Annotated in this window: 21 protein-coding genes; 8 read left to right on the forward strand and 13 right to left on the reverse strand. The window is 60.5% G+C overall.

Translation table 11 applies throughout. From position 1 onward, the window contains the following. The 4 genes from J8I34_RS29940 to J8I34_RS29955 all read right to left on the reverse strand — a co-directional run. Window positions 1-569: site-specific integrase (locus tag J8I34_RS29940; RefSeq protein ID WP_500784443.1), on the reverse strand; the 569-nt coding region annotated here is incomplete at its 3' end. An 80-nt stretch (window positions 570-649) separates the two neighbouring features. Further along, the gene (locus J8I34_RS34955) at window positions 650-889 is read right to left on the reverse strand and encodes a hypothetical protein (RefSeq protein ID WP_245176240.1); all 240 of its coding nucleotides are present in this window, start codon (window positions 887-889) and stop codon (window positions 650-652) included. 376 nt (window positions 890-1,265) lie between these two features. Continuing rightward, the gene (locus tag J8I34_RS29950; protein ID WP_209807767.1) at window positions 1,266-2,291 is read right to left on the reverse strand and encodes a hypothetical protein; all 1,026 of its coding nucleotides are present in this window, start codon (window positions 2,289-2,291) and stop codon (window positions 1,266-1,268) included. 16 nt (window positions 2,292-2,307) lie between these two features. Next, a complete protein-coding gene (locus tag J8I34_RS29955; protein ID WP_209807780.1) occupies window positions 2,308-4,971 on the reverse strand; it encodes a DEAD/DEAH box helicase in 2,664 nt (887 codons plus the stop codon). Window positions 4,972-5,661: 690 nt separating this feature from the next. Between J8I34_RS29955 and J8I34_RS29960 the strand changes: the two genes are divergently transcribed. The 3 genes from J8I34_RS29960 (at window position 5,662) to J8I34_RS29970 (ending at window position 7,695) form a co-directional block, all read left to right on the forward strand. Further along, on the forward strand, window positions 5,662-6,051 hold the full coding sequence (locus tag J8I34_RS29960) for a helix-turn-helix domain-containing protein (protein ID WP_245176241.1): 390 nt from the start codon (window positions 5,662-5,664) through the stop codon (window positions 6,049-6,051). Window positions 6,052-6,061: 10 nt separating this feature from the next. After that, the gene (locus J8I34_RS29965) at window positions 6,062-7,399 is read left to right on the forward strand and encodes a type II toxin-antitoxin system HipA family toxin (protein ID WP_209807768.1); all 1,338 of its coding nucleotides are present in this window, start codon (window positions 6,062-6,064) and stop codon (window positions 7,397-7,399) included. A gap of 95 nt (window positions 7,400-7,494) precedes the next feature. After that, entirely contained in the window at window positions 7,495-7,695 is a 201-nt protein-coding gene (locus J8I34_RS29970; RefSeq protein ID WP_209807770.1) for a hypothetical protein, read from the forward strand. Between the two features lie 81 nt (window positions 7,696-7,776). Here J8I34_RS29970 and J8I34_RS29975 read toward each other — a convergent pair whose 3' ends face one another. The 4 genes from J8I34_RS29975 to J8I34_RS29990 form a co-directional block, all read right to left on the reverse strand. After that, window positions 7,777-9,396: a hypothetical protein gene (locus J8I34_RS29975; RefSeq protein WP_209807772.1), complete on the reverse strand. Its 1,620-nt coding sequence runs from the start codon at window positions 9,394-9,396 to the stop codon at window positions 7,777-7,779. A gap of 607 nt (window positions 9,397-10,003) precedes the next feature. Then, entirely contained in the window at window positions 10,004-10,714 is a 711-nt protein-coding gene (locus J8I34_RS29980) for a DUF2182 domain-containing protein (protein WP_245176242.1), read from the reverse strand. Between the two features lie 129 nt (window positions 10,715-10,843). Then, entirely contained in the window at window positions 10,844-11,512 is a 669-nt protein-coding gene (locus J8I34_RS29985; RefSeq protein ID WP_245176243.1) for a DUF1326 domain-containing protein, read from the reverse strand. Between the two features lie 179 nt (window positions 11,513-11,691). Beyond that, the gene (locus J8I34_RS29990; RefSeq protein WP_209807776.1) at window positions 11,692-14,895 is read right to left on the reverse strand and encodes an ATP-binding protein; all 3,204 of its coding nucleotides are present in this window, start codon (window positions 14,893-14,895) and stop codon (window positions 11,692-11,694) included. Between the two features lie 745 nt (window positions 14,896-15,640). On the opposite strand from J8I34_RS29990, the gene J8I34_RS29995 reads away from it, so the two are divergent. The 4 genes from J8I34_RS29995 (at window position 15,641) to J8I34_RS30010 (ending at window position 17,934) form a co-directional block, all read left to right on the forward strand. After that, the gene (locus J8I34_RS29995) at window positions 15,641-16,039 is read left to right on the forward strand and encodes a cupin domain-containing protein (protein ID WP_245176244.1); all 399 of its coding nucleotides are present in this window, start codon (window positions 15,641-15,643) and stop codon (window positions 16,037-16,039) included. 371 nt (window positions 16,040-16,410) lie between these two features. Further along, window positions 16,411-16,701, forward strand: coding sequence for an excalibur calcium-binding domain-containing protein (locus J8I34_RS30000; protein WP_209777098.1), 291 nt, complete (start codon window positions 16,411-16,413; stop codon window positions 16,699-16,701). Window positions 16,702-16,997: 296 nt separating this feature from the next. Beyond that, window positions 16,998-17,546: a DUF2726 domain-containing protein gene (locus tag J8I34_RS30005; RefSeq protein ID WP_209777128.1), complete on the forward strand. Its 549-nt coding sequence runs from the start codon at window positions 16,998-17,000 to the stop codon at window positions 17,544-17,546. A 7-nt stretch (window positions 17,547-17,553) separates the two neighbouring features. Next, on the forward strand, window positions 17,554-17,934 hold the full coding sequence (locus J8I34_RS30010; RefSeq protein ID WP_209777095.1) for a DUF4124 domain-containing protein: 381 nt from the start codon (window positions 17,554-17,556) through the stop codon (window positions 17,932-17,934). A gap of 268 nt (window positions 17,935-18,202) precedes the next feature. Here the strand turns inward: J8I34_RS30010 and J8I34_RS30015 are convergent, their stop codons facing one another. The 4 genes from J8I34_RS30015 to ilvC all read right to left on the reverse strand — a co-directional run bounded on the left by J8I34_RS30015 (window position 18,203) and on the right by ilvC (window position 22,296). Further along, entirely contained in the window at window positions 18,203-18,499 is a 297-nt protein-coding gene (locus tag J8I34_RS30015) for a hypothetical protein (RefSeq protein WP_209777092.1), read from the reverse strand. A 22-nt stretch (window positions 18,500-18,521) separates the two neighbouring features. Further along, window positions 18,522-19,514, reverse strand: coding sequence for a PDR/VanB family oxidoreductase (locus tag J8I34_RS30020; RefSeq protein WP_209777089.1), 993 nt, complete (start codon window positions 19,512-19,514; stop codon window positions 18,522-18,524). A 73-nt stretch (window positions 19,515-19,587) separates the two neighbouring features. Next, on the reverse strand, window positions 19,588-21,150 hold the full coding sequence (locus tag J8I34_RS30025) for a Rieske 2Fe-2S domain-containing protein (RefSeq protein WP_209777086.1): 1,563 nt from the start codon (window positions 21,148-21,150) through the stop codon (window positions 19,588-19,590). 129 nt (window positions 21,151-21,279) lie between these two features. Continuing rightward, window positions 21,280-22,296 (reverse strand): ketol-acid reductoisomerase, encoded by a 1,017-nt coding sequence (gene ilvC, locus J8I34_RS30030; RefSeq protein WP_209777084.1) that lies wholly within the window; start codon window positions 22,294-22,296, stop codon window positions 21,280-21,282. Between the two features lie 178 nt (window positions 22,297-22,474). Here ilvC and J8I34_RS30035 point away from each other — a divergent pair, with 178 nt between their 5' ends. Further along, entirely contained in the window at window positions 22,475-23,158 is a 684-nt protein-coding gene (locus tag J8I34_RS30035; RefSeq protein WP_209777082.1) for a GntR family transcriptional regulator, read from the forward strand. 17 nt (window positions 23,159-23,175) lie between these two features. Here J8I34_RS30035 and J8I34_RS30040 read toward each other — a convergent pair. After that, the coding region (locus J8I34_RS30040; protein WP_209807778.1) for an MFS transporter at window positions 23,176-24,202 on the reverse strand (1,027 nt) is incomplete at its 5' end.

Below are 24,202 nucleotides of genomic sequence, written 5' to 3' on the forward strand. Positions count from 1 at the left end.
TGTGCCCGCACGACGAGGTAGGGTGGGGTCGCGTCCAGCCTCAGATCCGCACAATGGGCCGCGCGCGCTTCCGCCGCGGTGATGCCGGTGCCGAGGAATGCCGCGACGATTGCCTGGCTGCGCAAACTGGCCAGATCGTCAGGAGGCAATTTGAGATACGCCTGCAGCCGCCCATCCTCAGCTTCGGTGAGGAACTGAGGCGTTGGCTCCTGGTCTGGCCAGCGTTCAGCTGTGAGCAGCGTAGCGGCAGGGTTGTCCTGCCGTACGCCGGCGAAGACCAGATGTCGGCACAGCCGATCCAGCAGCTTCACATAGCGCATGCGGGTGGCCTGGGAGTATGTGCGGCCATTGGGGGTTTGCCAGAGCGCGTCGACGTCGGCCGTGCCAAATGAGGCAATGGTCGTGCCTCGTGCCAGCAGGTGCCGACGAAAATGCTCGAACATCGCCTGATGCTGGATGATCGAGCGCGCCGAGAAGGGGCGGCGATCAGCGCCGGCCGCTTCGCGAGCCTGCCAGTCCTGGTACGCCTGGGTTGGGTTGCTGAACCAGAGGGAGTCCATTTGCGTCATGCCCCTGTTATATACTGAATTTGCCCCATCTCACACACCTGCCACCGCTTCGCGGCGGATATCGCTTGCAAATAAGGGGGTCAGAGCCGCGGTCGCCCATAACGGTTGCGGCGGGCGGCGAGTCTTGCGCGGGTGCAGGCGTAGCGAGGGGAGGCGGCGTCCAGCATGTCCGCGATCCGCCCGTACGCGCGATAGAGCGGTGTGCCGTTGGCTTGCTGGCCGATTTGATCACGGAACGCCGGCTTCAACCGGTCGAGGAAAGCGCCGAGTTGCGACCGCTGCATGCCGATGCCACCAGTGGTTTCCTGCAGGGCAGGCATTTGGGGACCGTACCGGCCGGGCCAGCGCGGCGCGCATGACGCGTCGGTACTGGGCGCCGCCCGCCAGCATCACCGAGCCGACACGGGTTGGCCAGGCAGCGGGCTGCGGACATGTCCGGGCAATCTCCAGTTTCTTCTGGACACGCATCCAGTTGCGCAGCGCATCATCAGACAAGGCCCGTTGCACATCTCCAGCCAGAACGGCCGCGTGTCCATCCAGGCTTGCGCGAATCGTTCGAACTGCTCGCGCTCTCGACGCACAGCCTCTCTTGGATTGTGGAAATCGCGAACCGGGTACGTCCACCGAGGCTCGACCTCACCAGATACCGGCGTTCACCCGCCCGTCCCGCGTAACCATGCGAGCTCAAATCGGGGTTTAACGGGATGAACCTTTCACCGATCGAGTACTGGTGCGCGGCTTCGTTGCAGTCTCTTTCGGGATTGCAGGCGAGTTTTTTGCCACGTCCGCTTTACCGGCAACAACGTTGCCAGATGTCGATTTGCGTGGCGCAGCAGATGACTTGACTGCTGTCTTCCTTGTTACCGATTTATTGTTCGCCGCAGTCTCTGCGTTCGCGGGTGGCTTGGGAGTTTTCGAGGCAGCCGATCTGGTCGCCTTCTTCGCGGGCGCCTTTCCTGCCGGTGCCTTGTTACGTCCGGCAGTAGACTTCGGCGGTGCAAAAGCGTCGACCATCTCGATGCCAAACACGTCGGCCACGAGCGAGCTGTCTAGCACCTTGCTGGTAGTGGATCGTTTGGTGGATTTGGGCAGGCCAGCGCTGGCCTGCCTGACGAGGTCATTGGCCTCGACACGGCGCAGGGCGAAGAGCAATTCCGGCTGTTGGTCGAGCCGCGCACCGACCCCATAGAGTACCGCAGCAACGTGCTTGCACATTGACGCCCAGTCCGGACAACTGCAACTGAACCTGATTTCTTTAGGCATCGGGAACAGCCCGGTGCCAGGTTTGCAGATGCGCTCCATCACGGCTGTCGAGAGCTTGCCCTGCAATAGTTCCACGATCGAATCGATTGACCCCGCGCAATCGGCGCTGATCGCTCGCCATTGCTTTGCAGGACACGCCGTCACAGTCACAGCAACCGTGTAGAGGCTTGAACCCATGACCTGTGCGCGGACTTCGCCTCCCGTAATCTGAAGGTCGATCACGGAACCGTTGCGTACGTAGGTACGGCCGCGCGGCAGGCGGTTGGCATAGTCGCTGTAGCCTTCCAGGTTGTCGCACCAGGCCTTGCCCCAGAAGGTCTTGGCAATGGCACCGCGATACGCCACGATAGGCGACAGGGCCGCACCAGCCTTCTTCGCTGTCGCGGTGGCCAGTTCCGCCTTTTTTCTGCGCTCGGCGGCAGACACATAGGGCTTCCAATCCCCGTAACCGTAACCCACTGCGGTTCCTCTGACGTCAGGTTTCTTGCGCGGCATGGACGTCGAGCTTGACGAGGTCGAGCAATTCGCGATCGCTCATCTCGGTGAGCAGGAGTTCTGCGCCTCCCTCCAGCACATCCTTCACCAATTGCTGCTTTGCTTCGATCAACTGGTCAATACGGTCCTCGACCGTGCCACGGCAGATAAACTTATGCACAAGGACATTCCTCTTCTGGCCGATACGAAATGCGCGATCAGTCGCCTGGTTTTCCACGGCGGGATTCCACCAGCGGTCGTAGTGGATCACATGCGAAGCGGCGGTGAGATTCAGACCGGCCCCACCGGCCTTGAGCGAAAGCACGAAGAAGGGGATCAACTCATCTTCCTGAAATCGCTTGACCAGTTCGCGGCGCTTGGCGACCGGGGTGCCGCCATGGAGCACCAGACCTTCGCGGCCAAAGATCGACCCCAGAAATGCTGCCAGTGGCTCAGTGGTCTCGCGGAACTGGGTGAAGACCAGCACCTTTTCCTGCTTGGCGGCAATGACCTCGGCCAGTTGGCGCAGGCGGGCGAACTTGCCGCTGTCTTCCGCCTGCCAGGCCCCGTCGCCCAACCACTGCGACGGATGGTTGCAGATCTGTTTGAAGCGCATCAGGAAGCTCAGCACGACACCCTTGCGACCAATGCCTTCGGCATCTTCAAGCGCGGTGGCGAGATCCTTCACTGCACGCTGGTAAAGTGCCGCCTGGCTCGGGCTCAGGTGGCACCAGGCCTTGAGTTCGGTCTTGTCCGGCAGATCGTCGATGACCCGCTTGTCGGTCTTCAGGCGGCGCAGGATGTAGGGCCGTACCAGCGTTCGCAGCGGACCGAAGTGCTCGGCCTGCGCCAGCCGCCTGGTAAAGTTGGCAAAGACTTTGTCGGAGCCCAGCAAACCGGGGTGGGTGAAATCGAAAATGGACCACAGGTCGGACAGACGGTTTTCCACGGGGGTTCCAGTCAGCGCGATGCACGATTGTGCCTGGAGTTGCTTGACCTGTCGCGTTTGCCTGGCACCCGGGTTCTTGATCGCCTGGGCTTCATCGACAATGGCAAGGCGCCATGGGATGGTGCCCAATACCGGCTGGCGCAGCAGCGAGCCAAAGCTGGTGATGACGAGATCGGTGTCTGCGAGCCGGGCGGGGTCCAGCGCACGCGATTCGGCTGCCGGCATGACCGACGGATGGGCGATCAGGAGGCGCAAGCTTGGGGCAAAGCGCTCGGCCTCTGCCGCCCAGTTGGCGAGCAGCGATGCCGGGGCGACCAGCAGACTGGGCCGCACCTCGGCGCTTTCGCGCTTCAGCACGAGCAGTAGCGAGAGTACCTGCATGGTCTTGCCCAGGCCCATATCATCCGCCAGGCAAGCGCCCAGTCCGAGCCGGGTGAGCAGGTACAACCACCGCACGCCAGCCTGTTGGTAGGGCCGCAAGTTGGCCTTGAGTTCCGGTCCCGGGCTGATCTGCGCCAACCCCTCGGGCTGACGCAATTCCTGCAGGATGTCGGCCAGCCAGGGCCCTGCCACCAGCTGCGACCAGTCGCGGTCAGCGGGCTCGGCGCTCTCGTCGAGCGAAACACCCGCCAGAAGGCGCAGGGCCTCATTAAAGGGCAGTCCGGCTTGCGCCGCCTGTTCCATGGCCTCGAATCGCTTCAGGAGGCGACCGAGCTTCTTCTTGTCCACCTCGACCCAGCGTCCCCGGATGAGTTGCAAGCCGTCGGCGCCTTTGAGCAGATCCCTGACCTCGGCGGCGCTGAGACGCTCGCCGTCGAGGGAGACCTCCATGTTGAAATCGAGCAACGCGTCCTTGCCCAGGAGCGAAGGCGGTCGTGCGCCGACGCTGGCTTTCACAACGGGACGGGCAGGGCGGCCCGCGTGCCAGACGCCTGGCGTGCGTACGACAATCCCGGCCGCTTCGAGTTGGGACAGGTCCGAGAGAAAGCGATAGGCATCGAGCGGCGTCCAGCGCAGCGGATGGTATATCTCGCCGTTATCTACCATCTCGCGAAGCCAATCGCAGTGTTCCGCGGCGCGCTGTACCGGCAGCAGTAACGACAGCAGTTGCGCCTTGTTCCTGGCTCCTGAAAATTCCGCGAGGGCTTGCGACAGTGGCTGATGTTGCGCTTTGCCAAGCGCCGACAGGCGCGAGGTGTACGTCGCAAGGAAAGCGAACGGTGACTCCGGGTCCTTGCGGTTCTCAGCGAGGTTGAAATGCACACGGCCGACGAGATTCCAGGCCGGGTGGTGCTTCTTGAGGAAATCCTGAAGCGGGACGTTTGCGGCCGCCAGTTCCTGGTGCAAGGCTGTATCCATCTCGCCCCAGAGCGTGGCCAGCACATCGGGCGTGAGATACTCGCCGCCCATCATCGGCGGCGCATCGGCGATCAGGGCATCAAGATCCTGGGCAGCAGGCGTGGCGACCGCGATTTCCCCGCCTTCGGGCGTAGCGCACAAGGCGGTGACATGGCGCGCGGCAAAATCACGCCACCAGGCCCATGCGGGGGGCAAAATGCGGCCGATTTCCGCCGCGCCCAGATGCAGCAGGCCATGCCCTGAGCCAAGGGCAAAGGAATTCCCCAGCCGCAGCCGCGTTTCTTCTGCCAAGATTGGCGCGGCGTCCTCCGGCACCGCCAGCAGGTGTCCGCCGGGCGTCAGGTGTGGTGCGAGCATGTCGGCAGCCAAGGGCGTCCGTCCCAAGCACAATGTTGCTGCCGGCGCTGGATCCGCAGGTTGAGGAAAGCGGCTGCGGCATCAAGCAGCAGGCCCTGCAGCTTAGGTGGGACCGGGCGAATCTCCGTTTGCGTCGGGGCCGACCGAATTATCGGATCGACCAGTCGTCCGGGTATGCCTGCCGGCGGTGATGTCCATGTCTTGTGCACTGTCTTCGCATTACGATGCTTCTGAGGTGAGCCGCCGATGTGAGCCGACAGCTTAGCCGTGCCAGCAGACAGGCGCCAGTCCCGCAGCATTCTCGACTTGGCGGATCGTGTTCGCATGTGGCCGTCATCCGGTCCCACGTATAATTTCACCATAGTGAAAGAAGCGAAGGGCCGCCTTCCTGCTGGCTTCCCTTCCACAATGAACGTGCCCCATGCCCCCCACGTCTCTGAGCTTCGAGGGATATTCACGTTCTTGTTCGCCAAAAAGGACCGGGACAATTACCGGAGATTTGTCGTGTCTGTTAAACGATTCAAGAGCGACGCCTTCGAGGCAATCCACAGCGCTGCTTTCCGGTCTTCGCAAGGCGAATGGGATCGACACGGAGACGATCTCATACGTTCCAGATCTCTAAAATCGAGCATTATTCAGTGAATGCTCGATTTTACGATCATATCTTAGGCTGTGAGCGATTCGTGTATAATGTTCGTGAAATCGAGCAATAGGTGTTTTGCGAGCGATTTTTCGAACATGAAGGTTTCCCAGTCCTCCGTTCTCTCTCCACAGCTGGCGCAGCAAGCGGCCGAAGTTGGCAGGATGCTGGCCCGGTTACGTCAGGCTCGCCACATCAAGCAAGCCGATGCTGCCGTCCGTGCGGGGCTTTCTCGCAACACGGCTTATCGAATCGAGAAGGGGGATCCAGGCCTCGCATTCGGCCAGATGCTCCGCTATCTGGACGCTATCTCTCCAGGGGCAACCCTCGCGAGCCTTCTGGCGGAGTCCGATCCCGCACTCAAGGCGCTGCAGTCGCGCGAAGCAACTCGGCGCGTCCGGGATTTGTCCGCCGCGGAGCTCAAGAGCCTCGACTTCTGACGATACTCAGATGGTAAAAGACCAGCAGCTAATGATCTTCGCCTACTTGGGCGAAGGCTGGGCGCCTTGTGGCCAGCTCACCATGACGGAGGAGGGCGCTGCGCTGCTGGCCTCGAGCTTTGCCTACGGCCTCCGATATCTGGATCGTCCGGATGCGATCGAAGTTGATCCCGTGAGCCTCGGCATCCACCGGGAGCCGGTGAAGGGCCGGCGCCTGCTGCCCGTGAACGAGCTGACGGGCTTCGGTGGTATACGCGACGCGGCGCCGGATTCGTGGGGGCGCCGGGTGATTGCAGCCAAGCTCAAGGTGCCGGCGAACAGCCTGCCGGAGTCGCAGTACCTGCTGCATGCGGGTAGCGATCGCGTGGGTGCACTGGACATTCGCGCGGACATCAACACGCCTCCTACGAGCACGGTAGGCAGCATCCACGCGATCGAGTACCTCATGGAGGCCGCAGAGCGTATCGAAGAGGGCCTGCCTGTCCCGGCCAACCTCGAATTGATCTTCGTGCAGGGCACCGCGCTGGGTGGCGCTCGGCCGAAAGCTACCATCCGGGATGACGCCGGTCACCTGGTCCTGGCCAAGTTCTCCAGCAAGACCGACTCCTTCGACGTTCCCCTCATCGAGACGGCGTCGTTGCTGCTGGCCAAGGCTTGCGGGCTGAATGTCCCTGCGGTGGAGGCACGCTTGCTGGGCGATCGCCGCGTCATGATGATCCGCCGGTTTGACCGGTACTGGCTTGAGCGTGGGGAAATGCCGCAGGCGAACACGGATCTCCTGCTGGCGCCGGCCGCAAACAGAACGGAGCGCCGCATGGGCTTTGTCAGCGGCCTGACCCTGATCGGGTGCGATGAGACTGAATCGCGCACAAAGGCCTACTCCGATCTGGCCGCGGCGATCCGTAGATACTGCCATACGGCAGTCGTTCGCGCGGACAACGAAGAGCTGTTCAGACGCATGGTGTTCAACATCTTCGTGACCAACGACGATGACCACCTGCGCAATCATGGGTTCATCTGGGATCCGCGGCTGCCCGGCTGGCGCCTGAGCCCGCTCTACGACGTGTTGCCACGGCCTTCCCACGCTACCGAACGCCTGTTGCACCTCGAGATCGGGCCGCAAGGACGCAGCGCAACGATCGACAACGCCCTGGCTGGCTGCCAGCGGTTCTCGATCAGCACCGCGCGCGCCGCAGAGCTGATAGCGGGGATTTGGGCTGTTGTGCGCGAGTGGCGGGTGTTCTTCGAGCAGTATGGCGTCGATGCACTGGACTGCGACAAGATCGCGCCGGCATTCCGGCACTTGGAAGACATCAGCAGCGCTGAGACACGACGCCATTTGCCCTGAGGCTCTGCCGCGGGTAAAGACGATGAGCGACTGCGTGCGCGACCTGTTCGTCAATCACCGACAAGACCCGGCGCCGTCATCGCGAGCATCTCTGGATGCTCGGCGGCGAAATCATTCGTCGCCGCCATGAAGATTCCGACTTGGTGAGCCTTGTCACCGAAACTCCGCTTTTGCAAATGATTGACGACGAGGGTGGACCGCTCATCTGGCCACGCATCACGGAGACCGAGCAGAAGGCTTTCGATACCACTTCGCGCAAGCTCTATCGCTACCTCATGCGGATTCAAGAACCGTAGTCAGGCCAAGAAAACCACCCATAGATTTCCCCGACGAGCCCGGAAATGAAGGCACCCGCTAATAGTCCCGACGAACCAGATTTACAGTCTTAGCGGCAACGCAATTCGAGACAGATCTGCTTCATTTGTGCCGTATCGAGAATTGTAACTCTCAAGGATCGCTGCTTTAAGCACACTGACATCAACCTCCTCGATCTTGCGGGGCGAGGGCTCGCCGGGTGAATGCTCGTAGTTGAATACCACGACATCGAGATCGATATCGCGCTTCAGCTTGTGGCCGGCAAGTGTTTCGAGAAGGACGCTTGAAATTGACGGGTAGGGCGTGAACTCGGGGTTGGCGAGCCAATCTCTCAGATCTGCCTCAGGGACGCTAAATTTGACGCCCACACCGGCCAGCGCATGCAGGATGTCTTCAACAATCAATGGCTGCTGCACGGTCCCGAGTATCTCGCCAACGACGGCGATTGGCCCGCGCCAAACCCGATCAGAATCCTCCCGCCAGAAGAAGTCGAAGCCGCGTTGATTGTGACGACGCGCAATGACCTCGAGATTGCCGTTTTCGCCCGTGCCGAAGCGGCTCTGGATCATCGATACCTCATCGTAGATGGCCTCACCGAATTTGGTCCCGAACGACCACCCATTGTCCAATATGGGGGTGTCTCCGTGGTCGCCGTTGTCGCGCCAGAAGTGGAGAAGTCCACCCGCCTTTGCAGGAGCCACTACCTCGAGATTGCCATACTCGGCATCGTCGCCGAAGAACCCTCCGATCTCTCCGATTTCATCTAGGCCGTAGTCGGCTTGGATGATGGCTGGACGGCCACGAAATGGACGTAGCTCGTGTCCCAGTGGGGTGGGAAGTGTTAGCGACGTGGCGTCAATCCAAAGCTGCCCGCTAACTTCGCCCGGTCGGTTTCGGGTGTATGACCATTCAAGTATGCTCAGGGCTCCTTCGCTGGAGCCGCCGCATACCAGAATGTCTCCCGAGACGATGTCGAACTCGACCCCCTCCCGCATCGCTTTCCAACCTGCAAACGTGGTGATGTTCTTCAGCGTTGTGAGGGCAAGTCCCAACCCGACGAAGTCCCTGTCGCGGAGGATGGCGCTGGAAATGGAGCTGAATACCGGAGGACTACTGATCTGCTCCCATCCGTTCGGCAATGTGGATCCCGAGCCGAAAGGATTGGGAAGCTCGTCGTTCCGGCGCCGGAACATGTTGAACCCGCCACCTTTCGAGGGGATCACGACGAAGAACTCACTCGGACCATGCGCATCAAGATCGAAGAAGAAGCCGGATCCCTTGAAGCGTGCGCCGGAGTAAGCAAGCGCCGGGACACCCTGCGACGCACCGGGGACGACCGTGGGCGCCTGGCTCCATCTAAATGTTCCGCCATTCTCTCGCCACCAGTGCTCGGCGTCACCGTTTTCGGCTACTGCAACTACCTCGAGGTTTCCCAAGCGGGCATCAAACGTACGAAAGTCCGACTCGATTACAGACGCCCCCTGATACCTGCCTCTGCCGAAGATCGTTGGACCGTGCCAAGTCTTGGCAGGATCGTCATTGTCCCGCCAGAAGTGAGCTAACCCGCCATCTGGCCAAGGGATGACGACTTCGAAATTGCCGCTTTGACCTCCGCGGCTCCTCGTGAGGAAGCCGCCACACGGAGAGGCTTTGGGGCGCTCTGGATAGTCGAGATCGGGCATAGCTGCTCCGTCTTACATACCGCGACAATCTGGTTGTTCCAATTCTGGTTGTTCCAATTGGAGCAGAGGCTTGCCGCTTTCATCGAGGATATCAACAGATACTCGCGCCTCCTCAGGTTTGTCAAGTCATTGATATCTCCAACCAGAAGTAGCTTCTCACAAACGGTGGAGATGAGATGGACTAATGCTTTCGTCGAAAATTTATTGCCTCGTTCATTATTCCTATAGGTTGCGACGCATGGACCGTCAATGGGTTGAATTCATGAAATTATTTTAAGTCTCAGTTAATTTATACTGAATTACAAATATGAAACTGTCGGAGGCGCGTCGGACGGCCCACAAGTAGAGTACCTGTTTCAGTAAGTTAGCATAATTAACATTCAAATGATCCCGGCGGAGCGAACACCGTCTTGGTACGTAGTCCAGCGATTTCAAAGAGGATTTTTGAGTGCAGACGCTTTAACCCTCCGTGAAAGGGTGGCATGCAACTCCACTTTGGCATACCGATGCCGTTCGAGTGGGAGCGTCCACCCCATTGCTTTGTCGCGGTCTCCTTTGAGCGTCCGCGTCAACTGATGGCCTGGCTCGGCGTCTCCTGCATGCCACCTCAGAACGCGAGCGCCAGCATCCCGGCCCCCCCGGCGAGCAAAGCGACGCCGCTTGCGTAGCCGAGACAGTGCCCCGCAGGGACAGTCTTTTCGCACAGTACGAATAGTGCGAGTCCCGCAATCCAGTAGAGGCTCATCACCCCGCCGAAAAACATTAGCCCCATCAGGAACCAGCAGCATCCGACGCAGAAAGCACCGTGCAAAAGACCCATGCGCAGCGCTCCAAGGGCACCGCGCCGCCAATGGGTACTAAGAAATGCAAGCGGCGATCGGCACTGGCGAAGGCAGGCATGCTTGATCGGGGTGAATTGGTAAATGCCGGCGGCGAGTAGCAGAAGGCCGCTGAAGGTCGCATTGGCGGCGACGAGGGTCGGTGAAAGGATACCTGTCCGCTGGAAGCCCCACTGCAGGACCACCGCGACCAAGCTGAAGCCAGCCCAGGCGGCAAGATAGCCCATTGCGAAAATGCTTGTCGCGACATAGGGACGGGTGGTGTCGCGCTGCTTGCGATTGATCGTTGCAAACAGAAGAATCATCGGCGCCGCGCTGGGCAGCATCATCGCCACCATCATGACACACCACATGAAAAACATCAGGAATGCGTAGCCGAGCGTCCACACTGCCGGCGCCACCATTACCATGCCGGCGCCGGCTAGCAGATATGCCCACGACAGAACGATAACCGCAGTAAGCGCGCTAACGACGACCAAGCGATCGCGCCTGACCGCTGCCTCAAGTGTGGCGTCGATGGGTACCGTTCTCACTTTTCACCCGAGCATGTTCGTCGAATTACGGATATGGCGTGTCTGTCTCACCTCGAAACCGGCCTCTTCGGGACGTCACATACCAAGCCATGCCGTGAGTCTTGGTCTTTCGCGGACCAGCCCATCCTGATTGAAGTGATGAACGCAAAAATGCGCCCATGAATCCTCGAACGCCATCTCCATATCACCTTTCACCGAGGTCGTCCCTTGTCCTATCTCTGCATAGGTGAACTCGAAACTGCCGCTAGGGCGTGCCAACGCAATGTGGAACGGTTGACCAGTAAATTCGTTGATTATTGGTCTGCCGCTGCTCGTCATGATGCCTGGTATATCAACGTTTGCAGTTCTTAGTTCCAGGTTCGTCTCGAGTTCTATCGGTAAGAACAATGTCTCGCAAAATTCCGAGCATGTGGTTGCGAATACGGAAAAATGATTGCTCAATGGTTCGCATGCGCCACCCGAAATAATTGTTTCCAGCGCTACCCGTTGAGCGTTATCTGCACGTTCATCAATAACGATCTGGCGTTTCCCGTTTCCATCCTTGATCTCGCCAGGCCACTTGTACAGCGCCGCCCAATTCAGCCCAACCAGCGGCGTATCGTTGAAATGGCCTTCAATGATTTTACCGACGAAGGCCGACTGACAATAGCCGTTTGTGCTCGGCAAGTTGAACTGGCAACCGCAATTCACAGCGCAATTGCAGTTGTCATAAGTTTCACTCTTGAAAAGCCATTGATCACTCATTTCGTCTGCCCTCCTGATTGGATGAAAGACGTGCACAGTGCCCTTTTCTGAACCGATGTTCTGCCTCATATCGCTTCGGTCAATGCCTTAATCGTGGCGCTAATTGGGCGCTCCTCTGCATCGGCTTCACCAAGGATGCGCAAAGGGTAGACCCTGGGGCGTTCCAAAAGCGTTCCCTCTCAACCAGGCTCGCTCAGGAAGCCAGTGGCTGCCCGGAACGCCGGGAGATCATGGCCTGAGGGGAGAATCTCGATGAGGTCCCCAAGTTGCTTACGCAGCGTCTGATCGGGAAATCGCCTGGCGATGGCGTGGAGCGCCCGAAGCTCCATCCAGCCTGCCCCTTGAGCGCGGGCGGTCTCGACGGCGCTGCGCAGAGAAGCGGCAGCGGCCTCGGTTTCCCCGGTGCGATAAGCCAGCTCACCGTCGACTCGCCACAGCTCGGCCTCGAGATAACGCTGGTTCCATCTGTGTGACCACGAGAGCCCCTCGCGTGTGGCGGCTCGTCCCTGACGGTACTCGCCAACCAAGCCGCGAGCCCGGGCGAGAAGAAGGAGTGTGTAGGTCAGGTGGAGGGTCTCCCCTTCGGTACGCGAGCGCGCCACCGATCGCACGATCTTCTCGATGCCGCCAGCCGATCCCGCGCAGGCCTCCTGCCAGCCCCGAAGGGCTTCCAGGACCACCATAAGGTATCGCTCCGAAAGACGCTTCCATAGAGCCTCGGCGTCTGCGAGGAGCTCGGCGAGGCGTGCGAGATCTTCGGATTCGCCCGCGAGAATCGCCGCGTAAGTGATGACGTACGCTAACGTCATCGGATGATCGAGATCCGCGGCGATCTTAAGTGCCGTTCGAGCTGTGTGGCCAGCCTTGCCGGCATCTCCGGTCCACAGCTCGACGAGAGCTAGCCGAACGTGGCAAACCGCCTTCGGATCCTGGGCGTACAACGCCAGATGCTCGTCTCGATGGGATACATCATAGGCTTCGATAGCGCTATCGAGATAGTGACGCGCCCTGGCCAGATCGCCCCGCCAGAACGCACTCACACCGAGGAGATATCGGCCCTCTGTCCTGGCGACCGGATCATGACTCTCATGCACAAGAAGGGCCTGAGCTAGTTCATCGCAATCGTCGAAGCGGCAGCCCTGCAGCCGTGCGAGGCCGAGTCCACGGAGGATCGGCGGCTCCACAGGTCTGTGAAGCTTGCGGCAAAGGGAAAGGGCTCGCTCGTAGAGTTGGTGCGCGCCCATGGAGCCGTAACCGTCGAGGGCAACAAGCGGGGATCCGAGGGCGATCCGGATATCGAGTTCGAGTGAATCGCGGTCGCGAGATGGTGGCAGGTCGGCGAGCAGTGCGAGCGCTCTCTGAAACATGGTGACCGCTTCTTCGAGGGCCGACACAGCCACCGCTCGGCGCCCCGCGACGCGGTAGGCATTGATGGCCGGTTCGGCCATGCCGGCCTGGTCGTAGTGTGCGGCTAATTGCGGGCTGGCCGCGTCGATGTCGCCGTGAAGCTCGACGGCAATCGCCTCGGCGACAACCCGGTGGAGTTGGCGTAGACGCATTGGGCTGAGCATTTCCAGCGCGACCGCCCGCAGCTTGTCATGACTGAAATCGTACGCGGGCCCCTGATCGCGGATGATCCGTCGACGCCAAAGTTCGTCGACGTGATCGATAAGCTCGTGCTCAGCGATCCCAGTGGCCGAGACCATCAGACTGACTGAGAAAGGCCGACCGATAACGGCCGCCACTTCGGCTAGTCGTCGAGCACCGTCAGTGAGTTGACCCAGTCGGTCGCGCAGCACCGCCCGCATCCTCTGCGTGAGCACTACTTGACTTCCATCAGAAGAGATCCCTGCTCGTAGAGCCTCAATGACAAAGAGTGGATTGCCTTCGGTCTCGCTCCAGAGTCGTGCCGCCAGTTTCGCATCGATCGTGTCCCCAAGGCGAAGCTGGGCAGCAAGCCTCGCAGTGGTGGCTTCATCGAGTCGGTCGAGTGGCACGGTAGTGACCGTCTGGTCGTGGCCCAAGGCGCCGAGGAGTTTAACGAGGGGATGAAGATGTGGGATCTCCTCCCAGCGGACCGTGCCGACGATGAGGACCGGTGCTGTCTGTCCGGCACGGACGACGAAACCGATCAACTCGATGGTCTCGGCGTCACACCACTGGAGATCGTCGATAATCAGCAAGCGCGGTCGATCGCCGGCGACAATGGCACGGCTCACAGCATCGAACAACCGATGCCGCTGAGCCAGGTCGCCCGACTGGCTTCGTTCAGATGGCAGGGAATCGTCGCGGAGTTCTGGCAGCAGACGAGAAAGCTCGGCCCTCCAGGCCATGTCCAGCGTGTCGATGTGGCTTCGGATAGCATCAGATCGGAGCAGGTCGACGACGGGACCCCACGGCAATCTGCCCGCTGCCTCATATGCGCGAGCCGATGCCACCATATGTCCCTCTGCCCGGACACGGCGGCCTAGCTCCAGTGCGAGACGGGACTTTCCGATCCCCGGTTCCCCTGTCACCAACACGAGATGTGCCCCCCTCTCCTGCACGGTGTTCCATGCCTCAACGAGCTGGTTCCATTCAAGGTCGCGGCCGACGAAAGGCGATTCGGCGACGGGTAGGTCCTTGCCCCGCACGTCGCCGCGGTTGGGGGTATCAGCCCGCAGCTGTTGGTACATGATCCGGAGCGCCTCGCCTGGTGCCACCGCGAGGTCGCGCTCGAGCACCTCCGCGTACCGGTGGTAGGAGCGCAGCGCCGCGGCTCTGTCGCCAAGCGCGAGATGTGCTTCCATCTGAGTTCGAACGGCCGCTTCGTCGGTCGGCTCCAGGTCGATCATGCGTTGCGTATGCTGGATCGCGGCTTTGTGGTCGCCGTGCCTCGCAGCCACTTCAGTCAGCCGCACCAGGGCCCGATACGCCTCAGTTCGAAGTTTCGCTCGCTCATTCAGGACCCAGTCGTCATAACAAGCAGGGAGAAGATCGCCCGAATAGAGGCGTGCGGCGAGCTCGAAATCACCGGCCGCGATGGCATCCTGGAACCTGAGCACGTCGACCTCGCTCGGCCCACTCGAAATCCACCGCACAGTCTCGTTGTCGATCTCGACGAACTCACTGATGTCGGGAAGGGAATGACGAAAGTCGTGGAGCAGCTTTCTGAGGTTGGTGCGCGCCTGGCATTCGTCGGAGTTGGGCCAGAGTTCGAACGCGAGTCGTGATCGGTGCTGGGGGTCTCTCCGTAAGGCGATCAACCCCAGAAACCGTTGCAAGCGAAGAGAGTTGAAGGCGCGAAGAGAGCGGCCGTCCAGGATGATTTCGCCTGTACCAAGAAGACGGACCTGTAACCGCGTCGGCCGTTCGCCACCGGCCCCGCTCGTGTCACTCGGCATTTGGCTCCTCTGGCTGCGGTCCAAGTGTCGATAACAAGCCGGTCAGCAGCGTGGTCACTCCGATTTTCGGGCCGGATTCGCAAAATTGTGCTGTGGTGCTCACCTCTTGCCTGCCGTACTGCCTCCGTATTCATTGTAGGTCCGGTCCCGGAACGGTTGCCGGTCGGGCGGTGGAAATCTACCGCGGTAGGATACTGCGATGTGGCAGCGCACTGCGTCAGCAACGCAATCAGCCCTTCGACTGCCCGCTCATGAGTACCGAATCAATTAGCGAGGGAGCCCGAGGGAGCCTGGTCATGGCATTAGAAATCACACGCCGGTGCGTACCGTGGTATCGGATGTCTCGCCGCAGGATTTGATGCCCTTTACGACTACGGCCCGGCATTCACTGTCCTACGAAGATTGCCTATTGGCTTGCGGAAGAAGGCGAGGGACGCTTCATCGGATCAGGATCCGCGCTGCTTGCTTCCGGCTACCCGGCACGCTAGGCTGAAATTGCTGCCGTGGCGTTACATCCGTCCTTTGCCTCAGCCCGCGCTCAGGCTGGGTTAAAGGCAGGCGGCGGCATTTACGCGGACCGGTTAGCGGCTCTCAGGCCGGCGATTGCCGGCACTGGTGGCTGGTTGACCGGGGAAACGCGAGTGCAGAGGAGTAGAGAATGCGCAATTCTAGAATTATTGAAGCCTCGACGGCATGCGCGCTGAGTGCGCTCATTATGGCCCCCGCTCTGGCAGCGGAGCCCGCTATGGAAGGCCACATTTCGATCGTCCCGTCCGAAGTCAAGTGGACCGAGGCCCCATCGATCGGACCTGGCGCCAAACTGGCGGTATTGGAAGGTGATCTCAAGCAAGCCGCGCCGTTCACCATGCGGATCAAGCTTCCTCCGAACTTCAAGATCCCAGCCCACACTCATCCCGTGTTTGAGCGAGTCACCGTGTTGTCCGGGACGCTCCATTTGGGCATCGGCGAGACGTTCGATCGCGCCAAAGCCAAGGCTTATCCGGCTGGCGGCGTCATGATGATGCCCGCGGGAATGCCTATGTTCGCCTACACCACCAGCAAAGAAACCATCATTCAGATTCATGGCACCGGTCCATGGGGCATCAGCTACCTGAATCCCGCGGAGGATCCAGGAAAGAAATAGCTTGTCGGCCCAACGCCGAACGAATCAGCGATGCTTCCAGGCTTCTTGTAGCCGGCCAGTTCTGTTGAGGATTCAACCGGTGGCGACGCAGCGTATTGTTTGGACGGACGGGACTGGTGGCTGTGTCTATGCTGCAGTATGAGAAAGAGGACTCACACTCGCGTCGCGCAAACCTCAAATTTTCTTCACGACGTAGTGGTTAGCAACCGAGATCGTCGAACAGGCACCGCCGACGGGCGGTTTCGAACAGATCATCCTCGCAAATCTGGACTGGCGTACTCGATGACAAGGATCGATCGTACGGCAGACCGATGACGATGTTGTTGTGGCATCCTTGCATGTGGATAATAAAAAGCAGGGTTGGGGTCAACATGTACAAGAGCTTACTGCTAATTGCGGTCGCCGCGGCCGTTTTTATCTATTACAAGACTCACGCGCCGCTGGAAAATGTGGTGGTCGACGCCGAGCCACAGCCGATCGCGGTTTCGATTATTGCTCCAACGCCGGAACCAGTATTCCGCTGTGAGGGCAAACAGCACTGTAGCCAGATGGCTTCCTGCGCGGAAGCCCGCTTCTACCTAAAGAACTGTCCAGCGGTGAAAATGGATGGGGACGGTGACGGTATTCCATGTGAGACGCTGCCTCTCCAGTGCACGTTTTGACGCGCGATGAGGTAGTCCACGCGCTGCCGTCGGCGACAGTTTTCACGAAGACGCGCGACACCGGGGCGCACGCGGCAAGGGCCGAGCATCCGGCTGCTTGTTGCGGCCGTCGCTTCCTAGCCGGAACCGCCGTTCGGACTCGAAGCACCAAGGCCCCGCTTCCGAAGGACAGCCGGCTTTGGCCACACAAGTGGGACAGAGGCCGGTCCAGCCCCACTATGGAGGGGTGCTGCCAGCTTGCCCCAGCGCTTAGCATCGCGCTCAAACAATAAGCGCAGGAGGGTCAAGTGAAAGCGATGCTAGGGCTGGTGTTCCTCTTGGCAATTGCCATCGTTCTCCTGTCAATACTGAAGTCTGCAGCGGCAGGCGGGAACTCCACCAGGGAATTTCGTTTTGTTCGTAGATCTCCATTCCTGCGGCAGGATGAGATACAGCTCTACGAACGGCTGACAGTCGCGCTCAAGGACACCCACGTCCTTCCCCAGGTCGCCATGTCCGCGTTTGTGCAGCACAAGGGAACGTCACAAGCCGCCAGAAATCTGTTCGCTCAGAAGTATGTCGACTTCCTCGTCTGCGAGCGCAAAACCATGCGACCGCTTTATGTCATCGAGTTGGACGGCGCCTCGCACGGTAGCGCGAAAGCACAGAAGCGCGATAAGCAAAAGAATGACGTTCTCGCATCGGCCGGGATTCCGATCATGCGCTACACGTCAAAGGACGTGGATCTGAAAACAATTCTCAGCGACTACTTCCGTGTTGTCCCGCCTCAGTCGACCGAAGGCGTTGGTTCGTTAACGCCAGGCAACGAACGAAAGCTGCGAGCCGTTCGGGCACCGGGTGCCTGAAGTTACCATGCTGAGATTTCTGACGATCGCGATGTTCGCCATGGCCACGAATGCCGCGAGCCAGACCATCTATCAATGTCGGAGCGCCGCGGGACACGTCACGTTGCAGGATGCTTCTTGCCAGCACGACGCAAAGACTGAGGTCGTGACGAAATCCATCGGCCAACGAAACGCAGAGTTTCGTGCTGAACCGTCCTCATTCTTCGACCCGAAGGGACAGGAGCGGCTAGCGTCAAACATCATGTGCCCGTCGCTGCGCCAGTCCTACCGGGCAGCGGTTGCCCATTCCGAGCGAGCAATGCTCACCCATAATTCGGCTCGGATCCAGCAAGCATCAGAGGCTGTACAGCGAGCCGGTGCGCAAATATCCAAGTATCGATGCGAGTAAGAATTCACCCCTTGCGCTCGCTATCCTTAGTCAGCCCGTCTTACCAGTGACCACATCCTGCGGGGTCTAAAGAACGTGAGACGGACGTTACCTTGGCGCGATAGGGCGATAAAGTTGCGGCGCAACGACGGTTCTCGGACCCAAAGCTGCCATATCGAATGCACACCTCCAATGGCCGCTCCCAGTTTGGGGTCGGCCGCTGCGGGCGGTAGCGGCTTTGGTGCAATGTGAACCTGGGAGACCACTTTCATACACAGTTGGACGAAAATCAGTCCGTGCAATCGGCGATGGGCATTCCCTTCCATAAGACCAACAGTGAGCTTGACAGGACGATCGCCGGCACGACTGGCTTGCAGTCCGTAGACTGCATCGCAACTTTGAGCAACGCCAGCCGAGTGCAACTCGTGGCGTCGCAGTGTTGGGACTGCTCGTCAAGCGCAAGCTCAATGGTCGCCTGCACCGAATCGGCGGCACGTGCAAGTGCGGGGTCCACCACGGGTGCGGCCGCGGAAGCCAGGCCACAGAAAAGAAGAACAAGTGCGAATGTGCTGCTGTTGCTTCGCATGGCCGGACTCCGTCGAACATGACTACACATCCAGGACAAGGGTTCCGCCACAACCTCGTGATACGCATGGCGTCATGAAGCTTTCACGCTCGCCATCATCCAGGATGAAATCCTGATGGTCGACTTCACCTGAAAGGTGCCGGACCTTGCAAGTGCCACACAGGCCGGATTGGCACGAAGTCTCCACGGGCGCACCGGCTTGCTGGAGAACTTCGGCCAGGTTCTGGTCCGGTGCGACAGTCAGCGTCAGGCCCGAGCGAGCCAGTTCGACTGCGTAGCCTGCCGTGGGACCATTGCCTTCACAGGGCGCCTTTTGCACCGGGGCCTTGAAGTGTTCGCAGTGCACCGATGCCGGTGGCCAGTGCGCTGCAGCCTGCTTGCAGGCCTCCATAAAGCCGCCGGGCCCACAATAGTAGATATGGGTATCGGGCTCGGGGTGCTCGAGCAGCTTCGCAATATCCAGACCATTCTTTGGATCGCCGTCGTCAAAGTGGCATTGGACCGTGCCAGTCCTCGCCATGCCCCGCAGCTCGGCTTCAAAGGCGGCGTACTCGGGGCCTTTGGCGCAATAGTGCAACGCATAATCCCTGCACTCGGCCTCGAGCTGGTGAACCATGGCCTTAAGCGGGGTGACACCGATGCCGCCGGCGATCAAAATGACCTTCCTTGCGCCCTCGGCGAGCGGGAAATTGTTGCGAGGCACGCTCACCCTGACCCGGTTGGGAACACGCAGGGTTTCGTGCATCCCCCGGGATCCGCCGCGTCCTGACTCATCTCGCAGGACAGCCACGACATAGCGATGGCGTTCTTCCGGACTGTTGCACAACGAGTATTGCCGGATGACACCTGGGGCGATGTGAACATCGATGTGGGCGCCGGGTGTGAAGGCGGGCAGCTCGCTTCCGTCAGGATCGACGAATTCGTAGGAATTGATCCCGGCGGCTTCCATGCGAACCTGCCGGAGGACCAGTTCAAGGTGGGTCAGCGCTTCGCGCTCATTGGTGGGGGCGTTCATATGGAACCTCAAGTCTCCAGGTACACCTGCCGGGCGGTTCAGTGCCGCCCGGCGATTTCAATCAACGGCTCGTTCAAGCCTTGAGGCTTTGCTCCAGTTCGTCGAACTTCGCCTTGACGAACGCCGCGCGAGCCTCGCCTTTGAGACTGTCGGCCTCGGTCAGGATGGCGACTGCCTTGCGCGCCAGCAGGCGCCGGTTGGCGACCTCTTGCTCCATCGTGTCGGCCTGAGGCAGCTCGAAGACGTTGCCCGAGCAGTAGCTGTTCGGGGCGCCGCTGACCTCTCGCAGCCATTCCGCAAAGCCCTGGGCCGCGGCGGCGGCGTTGTTGCCGCGCACGGCATCGCGCAGCATCTTGCGGAAGGCAAACAGACCGGCGTCGAACTTGGTCGGATTCTCCAGGGAATGCACGGCGATCGGACGCTGGCTGATGATGGCTTCATAGTCGCCCGGTGCGTACTGCGCGTTCTTGTAGTTTTCGCGTTCGCGATGATTCGACGGAATCGGCGGCATGTCCTCGAGCGTGTACTTGCCGAAGCGTTCAGGGCGGCGCATCGCGACCTGGCCGTCGAGAAAGTCGATGCTCTCGTAGCCGACCAGGCGCTTGTCGCCCACGCCGCGCGTGTCGATGCCAGGGCCCATCACGCGCCAGCCGATCATCTTGCTGTTCTCGTCGTCGACGGGCACCGTCCAGCGGATGATGTGAAACCGGCTGAACAGCTTCTTCTGCGAGCCGTCCTCCGACGTGTACGCGTGCAGGCTGAGATTGGGCAGTACCTGGTGCTGGATGCGCAGGAACATCTTGTCCTTGTCCACGCGGCGCGCGCCGGCGCAGGCCAGGCCACGGCCGCCGTGGACGGGAATGAACTGCATGTCGGGCGCGACTTCCATCGATGCGGCGCCGACTTCGTCGAAGGTTGTGCTCTGGAACTTGCCACCCACCACGTTCTTCGCGGCGTGCAGCGCGGTCGGGTGAAAGTTATCGGCGGCGTTGTCCTGCACCTGGAGCCAGTTGCAGTGCTGGAAGTTGCTGTAGGCCACCAGTTCATCCGTCGGCAGCACCGTGAAATCCTGCTCCCATTCCGGGAACGGCGGCTCTTCTTCGGGCGGCCCCATGTAAGCGAACACCAGGCCGTTGCGCTCGATGGCCTTATACGCGCCCTGACGGATCGAGCAGGCGTATTTCTCCGCTTCCTTCTCCTCGCCTTCGGGGAAGGGCACATGCAGGCAGGCACCGTCGACATCGAACACCATGCCGTGGTAGCAGCACTTGATGCCGCGTTCCTGGATCGCGCCGTATTCGAGCGATGCGCCGCGGTGGCAGCAATGGGCATGCAGCACGCCCACGCGACCGCTGCCGTCGCGGAATGCGACCAGTTCCTCGTTGAGAATCTTCAGGAAGCGCGGCGTGTCGGTCAACTCCATCGACATGCAGACCGGATGCCAGAAGCGGCGCATGTATTCGCCCATCGGCGTACCGGGGCCGGTCTCGGTCAGTTCCGGGTCGTGGTCGGGCACACGGTTGGTGTAATAGCCGCCGAAGGGGATCAGCTTCTTGACGACGGGCGTATTGGTTTTGGCTGCAGAGCCTCCGGTCGTCTTGCCGGCGTCATGCTTGTCGAAAGGAGTGGTGGTCATGGTGTGGGTCTCCTGTGGGTGTCGGGCGATCTTTGACTACTGAGTTCTGAACTCTGTATACAGAGTTTAAGTGCGAGATTTGGCCTTGTAAGTTGGGGTATACGTTGAATCTGGGCCCTTATTGAGTGATCAGTTCCTGGCTTTGTCGACCAAGGCAGACTTGCGAATCCACGGCATCATCTCGCGCAGCTTTTCGCCAACAACCTCGATCGGATGCGCTGCGGTCAACCGCCGGCGGGATTGCAGTGTCGGGCCTCCGGCCTGGCTCTCGAGGATGAACGATTTCGCGTACTCGCCCGTTTGAATGGATGCGAGCACGGCCTTCATGGCGGCACGGGTGTCATCGGTGACGATGCGCGGGCCGGTCAGATATTCACCAAATTCGGCGTTGTTGGAAATGCCGTAGTTCATCGTGCCGATGCCGCCCTCGTAGATCAGATCGACGATCAGCTTGAGTTCGTGCAGGCACTCGAAGTAGGCCATCTCCGGGGCGTAGCCCGCTTCCACCAGCGTATCGAATCCGGCCTTGATCAGCTCCACCGTTCCGCCGCATAGCACCGCCTGTTCACCAAAGAGATCGGTCTCGGTCTCCTCCCGGAAGTTGGTTTCGATCACGCCGGAACGGCCGCAGCCGATGGCCGTGGCATAGGCCAGAGCGATATCCCGTGCGCGGCCGGAGTGGTCTTGCGCGACGGCGATCAGGCCCGGGACGCCGCCGCCTTCCGCGTACGTCGCGCGTACCGTGTGACCCGGCGCCTTGGGCGCGATCATGACGACATCGAGGTCCGTGCGCGGTATCACCTGCCCATAGTGGATGTTGAAGCCGTGTGCGAATGCCAGCGTCGCGCCTGGACGCATGGCCGGTTCGATGACCTCCCGATAGACCCTGCCAATGGTCTCGTCGGGGATGAGAAGAATGACAAGGTCAGCGGCGGCGGCCGCTTTCTCCATCGTGGCGACCTGCAGGCCTGCAGAGGCAGCCTTTCGCCAGGACTCGCCCCCCTCGCGCAGCCCGACGACAACGTTGATGCCGCTGTCCTTCAGGTTCAGGGCATGGGCATGGCCCTGGGAGCCATAGCCGATCACGGCGACCTGTTGGTCGCGCAGGAGTGACATATCAGCATCTTTGTCGTAGAAAACTTTCATGAGTCTGTTCCTGTCGATTTACTATACTTTCAAATCTGAACTCTGTATTCAGAGTTCAGATTGTTGGTGCCAAAGCCCCGCAAAGTCAAGGACCCTGTTGGAAGCCGGCACGATGGCATTGCATGGAGGGCGCCGTTCAACCAAAATGGATTGAATACAGAGTGCAAAGGGCAGTGCCATGGCAACCACTTTTCCAAAGATTCAATCCCGTCCCGACTTTGTGGATGAGGTGTACAAGATGCTGCTTGATGCCATCAGCGATGGCACGCTGGCCCCCGGAACCCGCCTCACGCAGGAGGAAATCGCCGAGCAGATGCAGGTGTCGCGCTCCCCGGTCATCCAGGCGCTGAGAATCCTCAAGAAGGATGGTTTCGTTCAGGACGCGCCTGGGCGCGGGGTACTTGTCACGCCGCTGGACGCGGTCTCGATCGGCCATCTCTATGAAATCCGTGGTTCGCTTGATGCGCTGGCGGCCCGGCTCGCCGCGAAGCGGCACTTCAAGCTCGATCCGAAGATCATTGCGAATGGGCGCCGCGCGACGCAGGGCAAGGATGTGAAAGCCATGATCGATGCGGACATGGAATTCCATCACGCCATCTATCGCGCCGCGGGCAACCCGTTCCTGGAACAGAGCGCACAGAATTACTGGGTACATCTGCGTCGGGCCATGGGGGCAGTCTTGCAATCCTCGGCGCAGCAACGCAAGACGATCTGGGACGAACACGAAGCAATCGCCGAAGCCATTGCCGCTGGGGACGCCGTGCGCGCCGCGGAGCTCACTGATCTGCATACGACCCGCGCCAGGGAAAATCTGACCAGCCGCCTGGACGAGTATCTGGGCGACACGCGCCAGACGGCATAGTCAGGTTGGTGCCGGCGTTAGCGGTTACCTCGTCTACCGATATTCACCAAGCGCGCCGGCACGGAGAACACCAGCAGGCCACCGATTACCAGGCTTCCAGCCAGGACCAGCACGCCGTTGCCCGTCGTGCCGGTGTTCGTTTGCACCCAGCCGATGAGGTAGGGGCTGATGACACCGGAGATGCTGCCCACCGAATTCGCCAGCGCGATACCCGCTGCAGCGGCCGCGCCGCCGAGAATCGCCGGGGGTAGCGTCCAGAACTGCGAGATGGTGGTCATGATCCCCATCGTGCCGATCGTCAGTGCCAGCATTGCCACGGCCGTATTGTTTGCGTATGCCACGCTGACGCACAGGCCGAGCGCACCGATTGCCCCGGGCAGGGCCAGATGCCAGCGACGCTCACCGCGAGTATCCGAACTTTGGCCGACCAGAATCATCGCAGCCGTTGCCGCGGCATAGGGAATTGCGGACAGCAAGCCAATATCGAGGGGATCCGAGACGCCACTGGCCTTGACGATGGTCGGCAGCCAGAAGCTCACCCCATATAGCCCCATGGTGAAGAAGAAGTAGATTAGGCTGAGCAGCAGGATGCGGGGGTTGGTCAGGCCATCCCGGACGGAATGCAGCGCATGCCCTTTGCTTTCCGCGGCGAGGTTCGTCTCGATCATCGCGCGCTGGTCGGCACTGAGCCATTTGGCATCCGCGACCTTGTCGTCCAGATAGAAGTAGGCCATGACGCCGACGAGGACCGTGGGGATACCCTCGAGCAAGAAGAGCCATTGCCATCCAGCCATGCCGTGCGAGCCGTGCATGGCGCTCATGATCCACCCAGACACCGGGCCGCCGATGACGCCGGACATCGGAATGCCGGTCAGAAACAGCGCCGTGACCTTGCTTCGGCGCGATGCCGGAAACCAGTAGGTCAGGTAAAGCAGAATTGCCGGGATGAAGCCCGCTTCCGCCACGCCTAGCCCGAACTTTGACTTCCCAAATAGCCGGAACCCGCATCGGCGCTGGGTTTCGGCTATTTTTGAGACTATTATG

The sequence above is a fragment of the Cupriavidus phytohabitans genome, from assembly GCF_017815025.1.
Lineage (GTDB): Bacteria > Pseudomonadota > Gammaproteobacteria > Burkholderiales > Burkholderiaceae > Cupriavidus.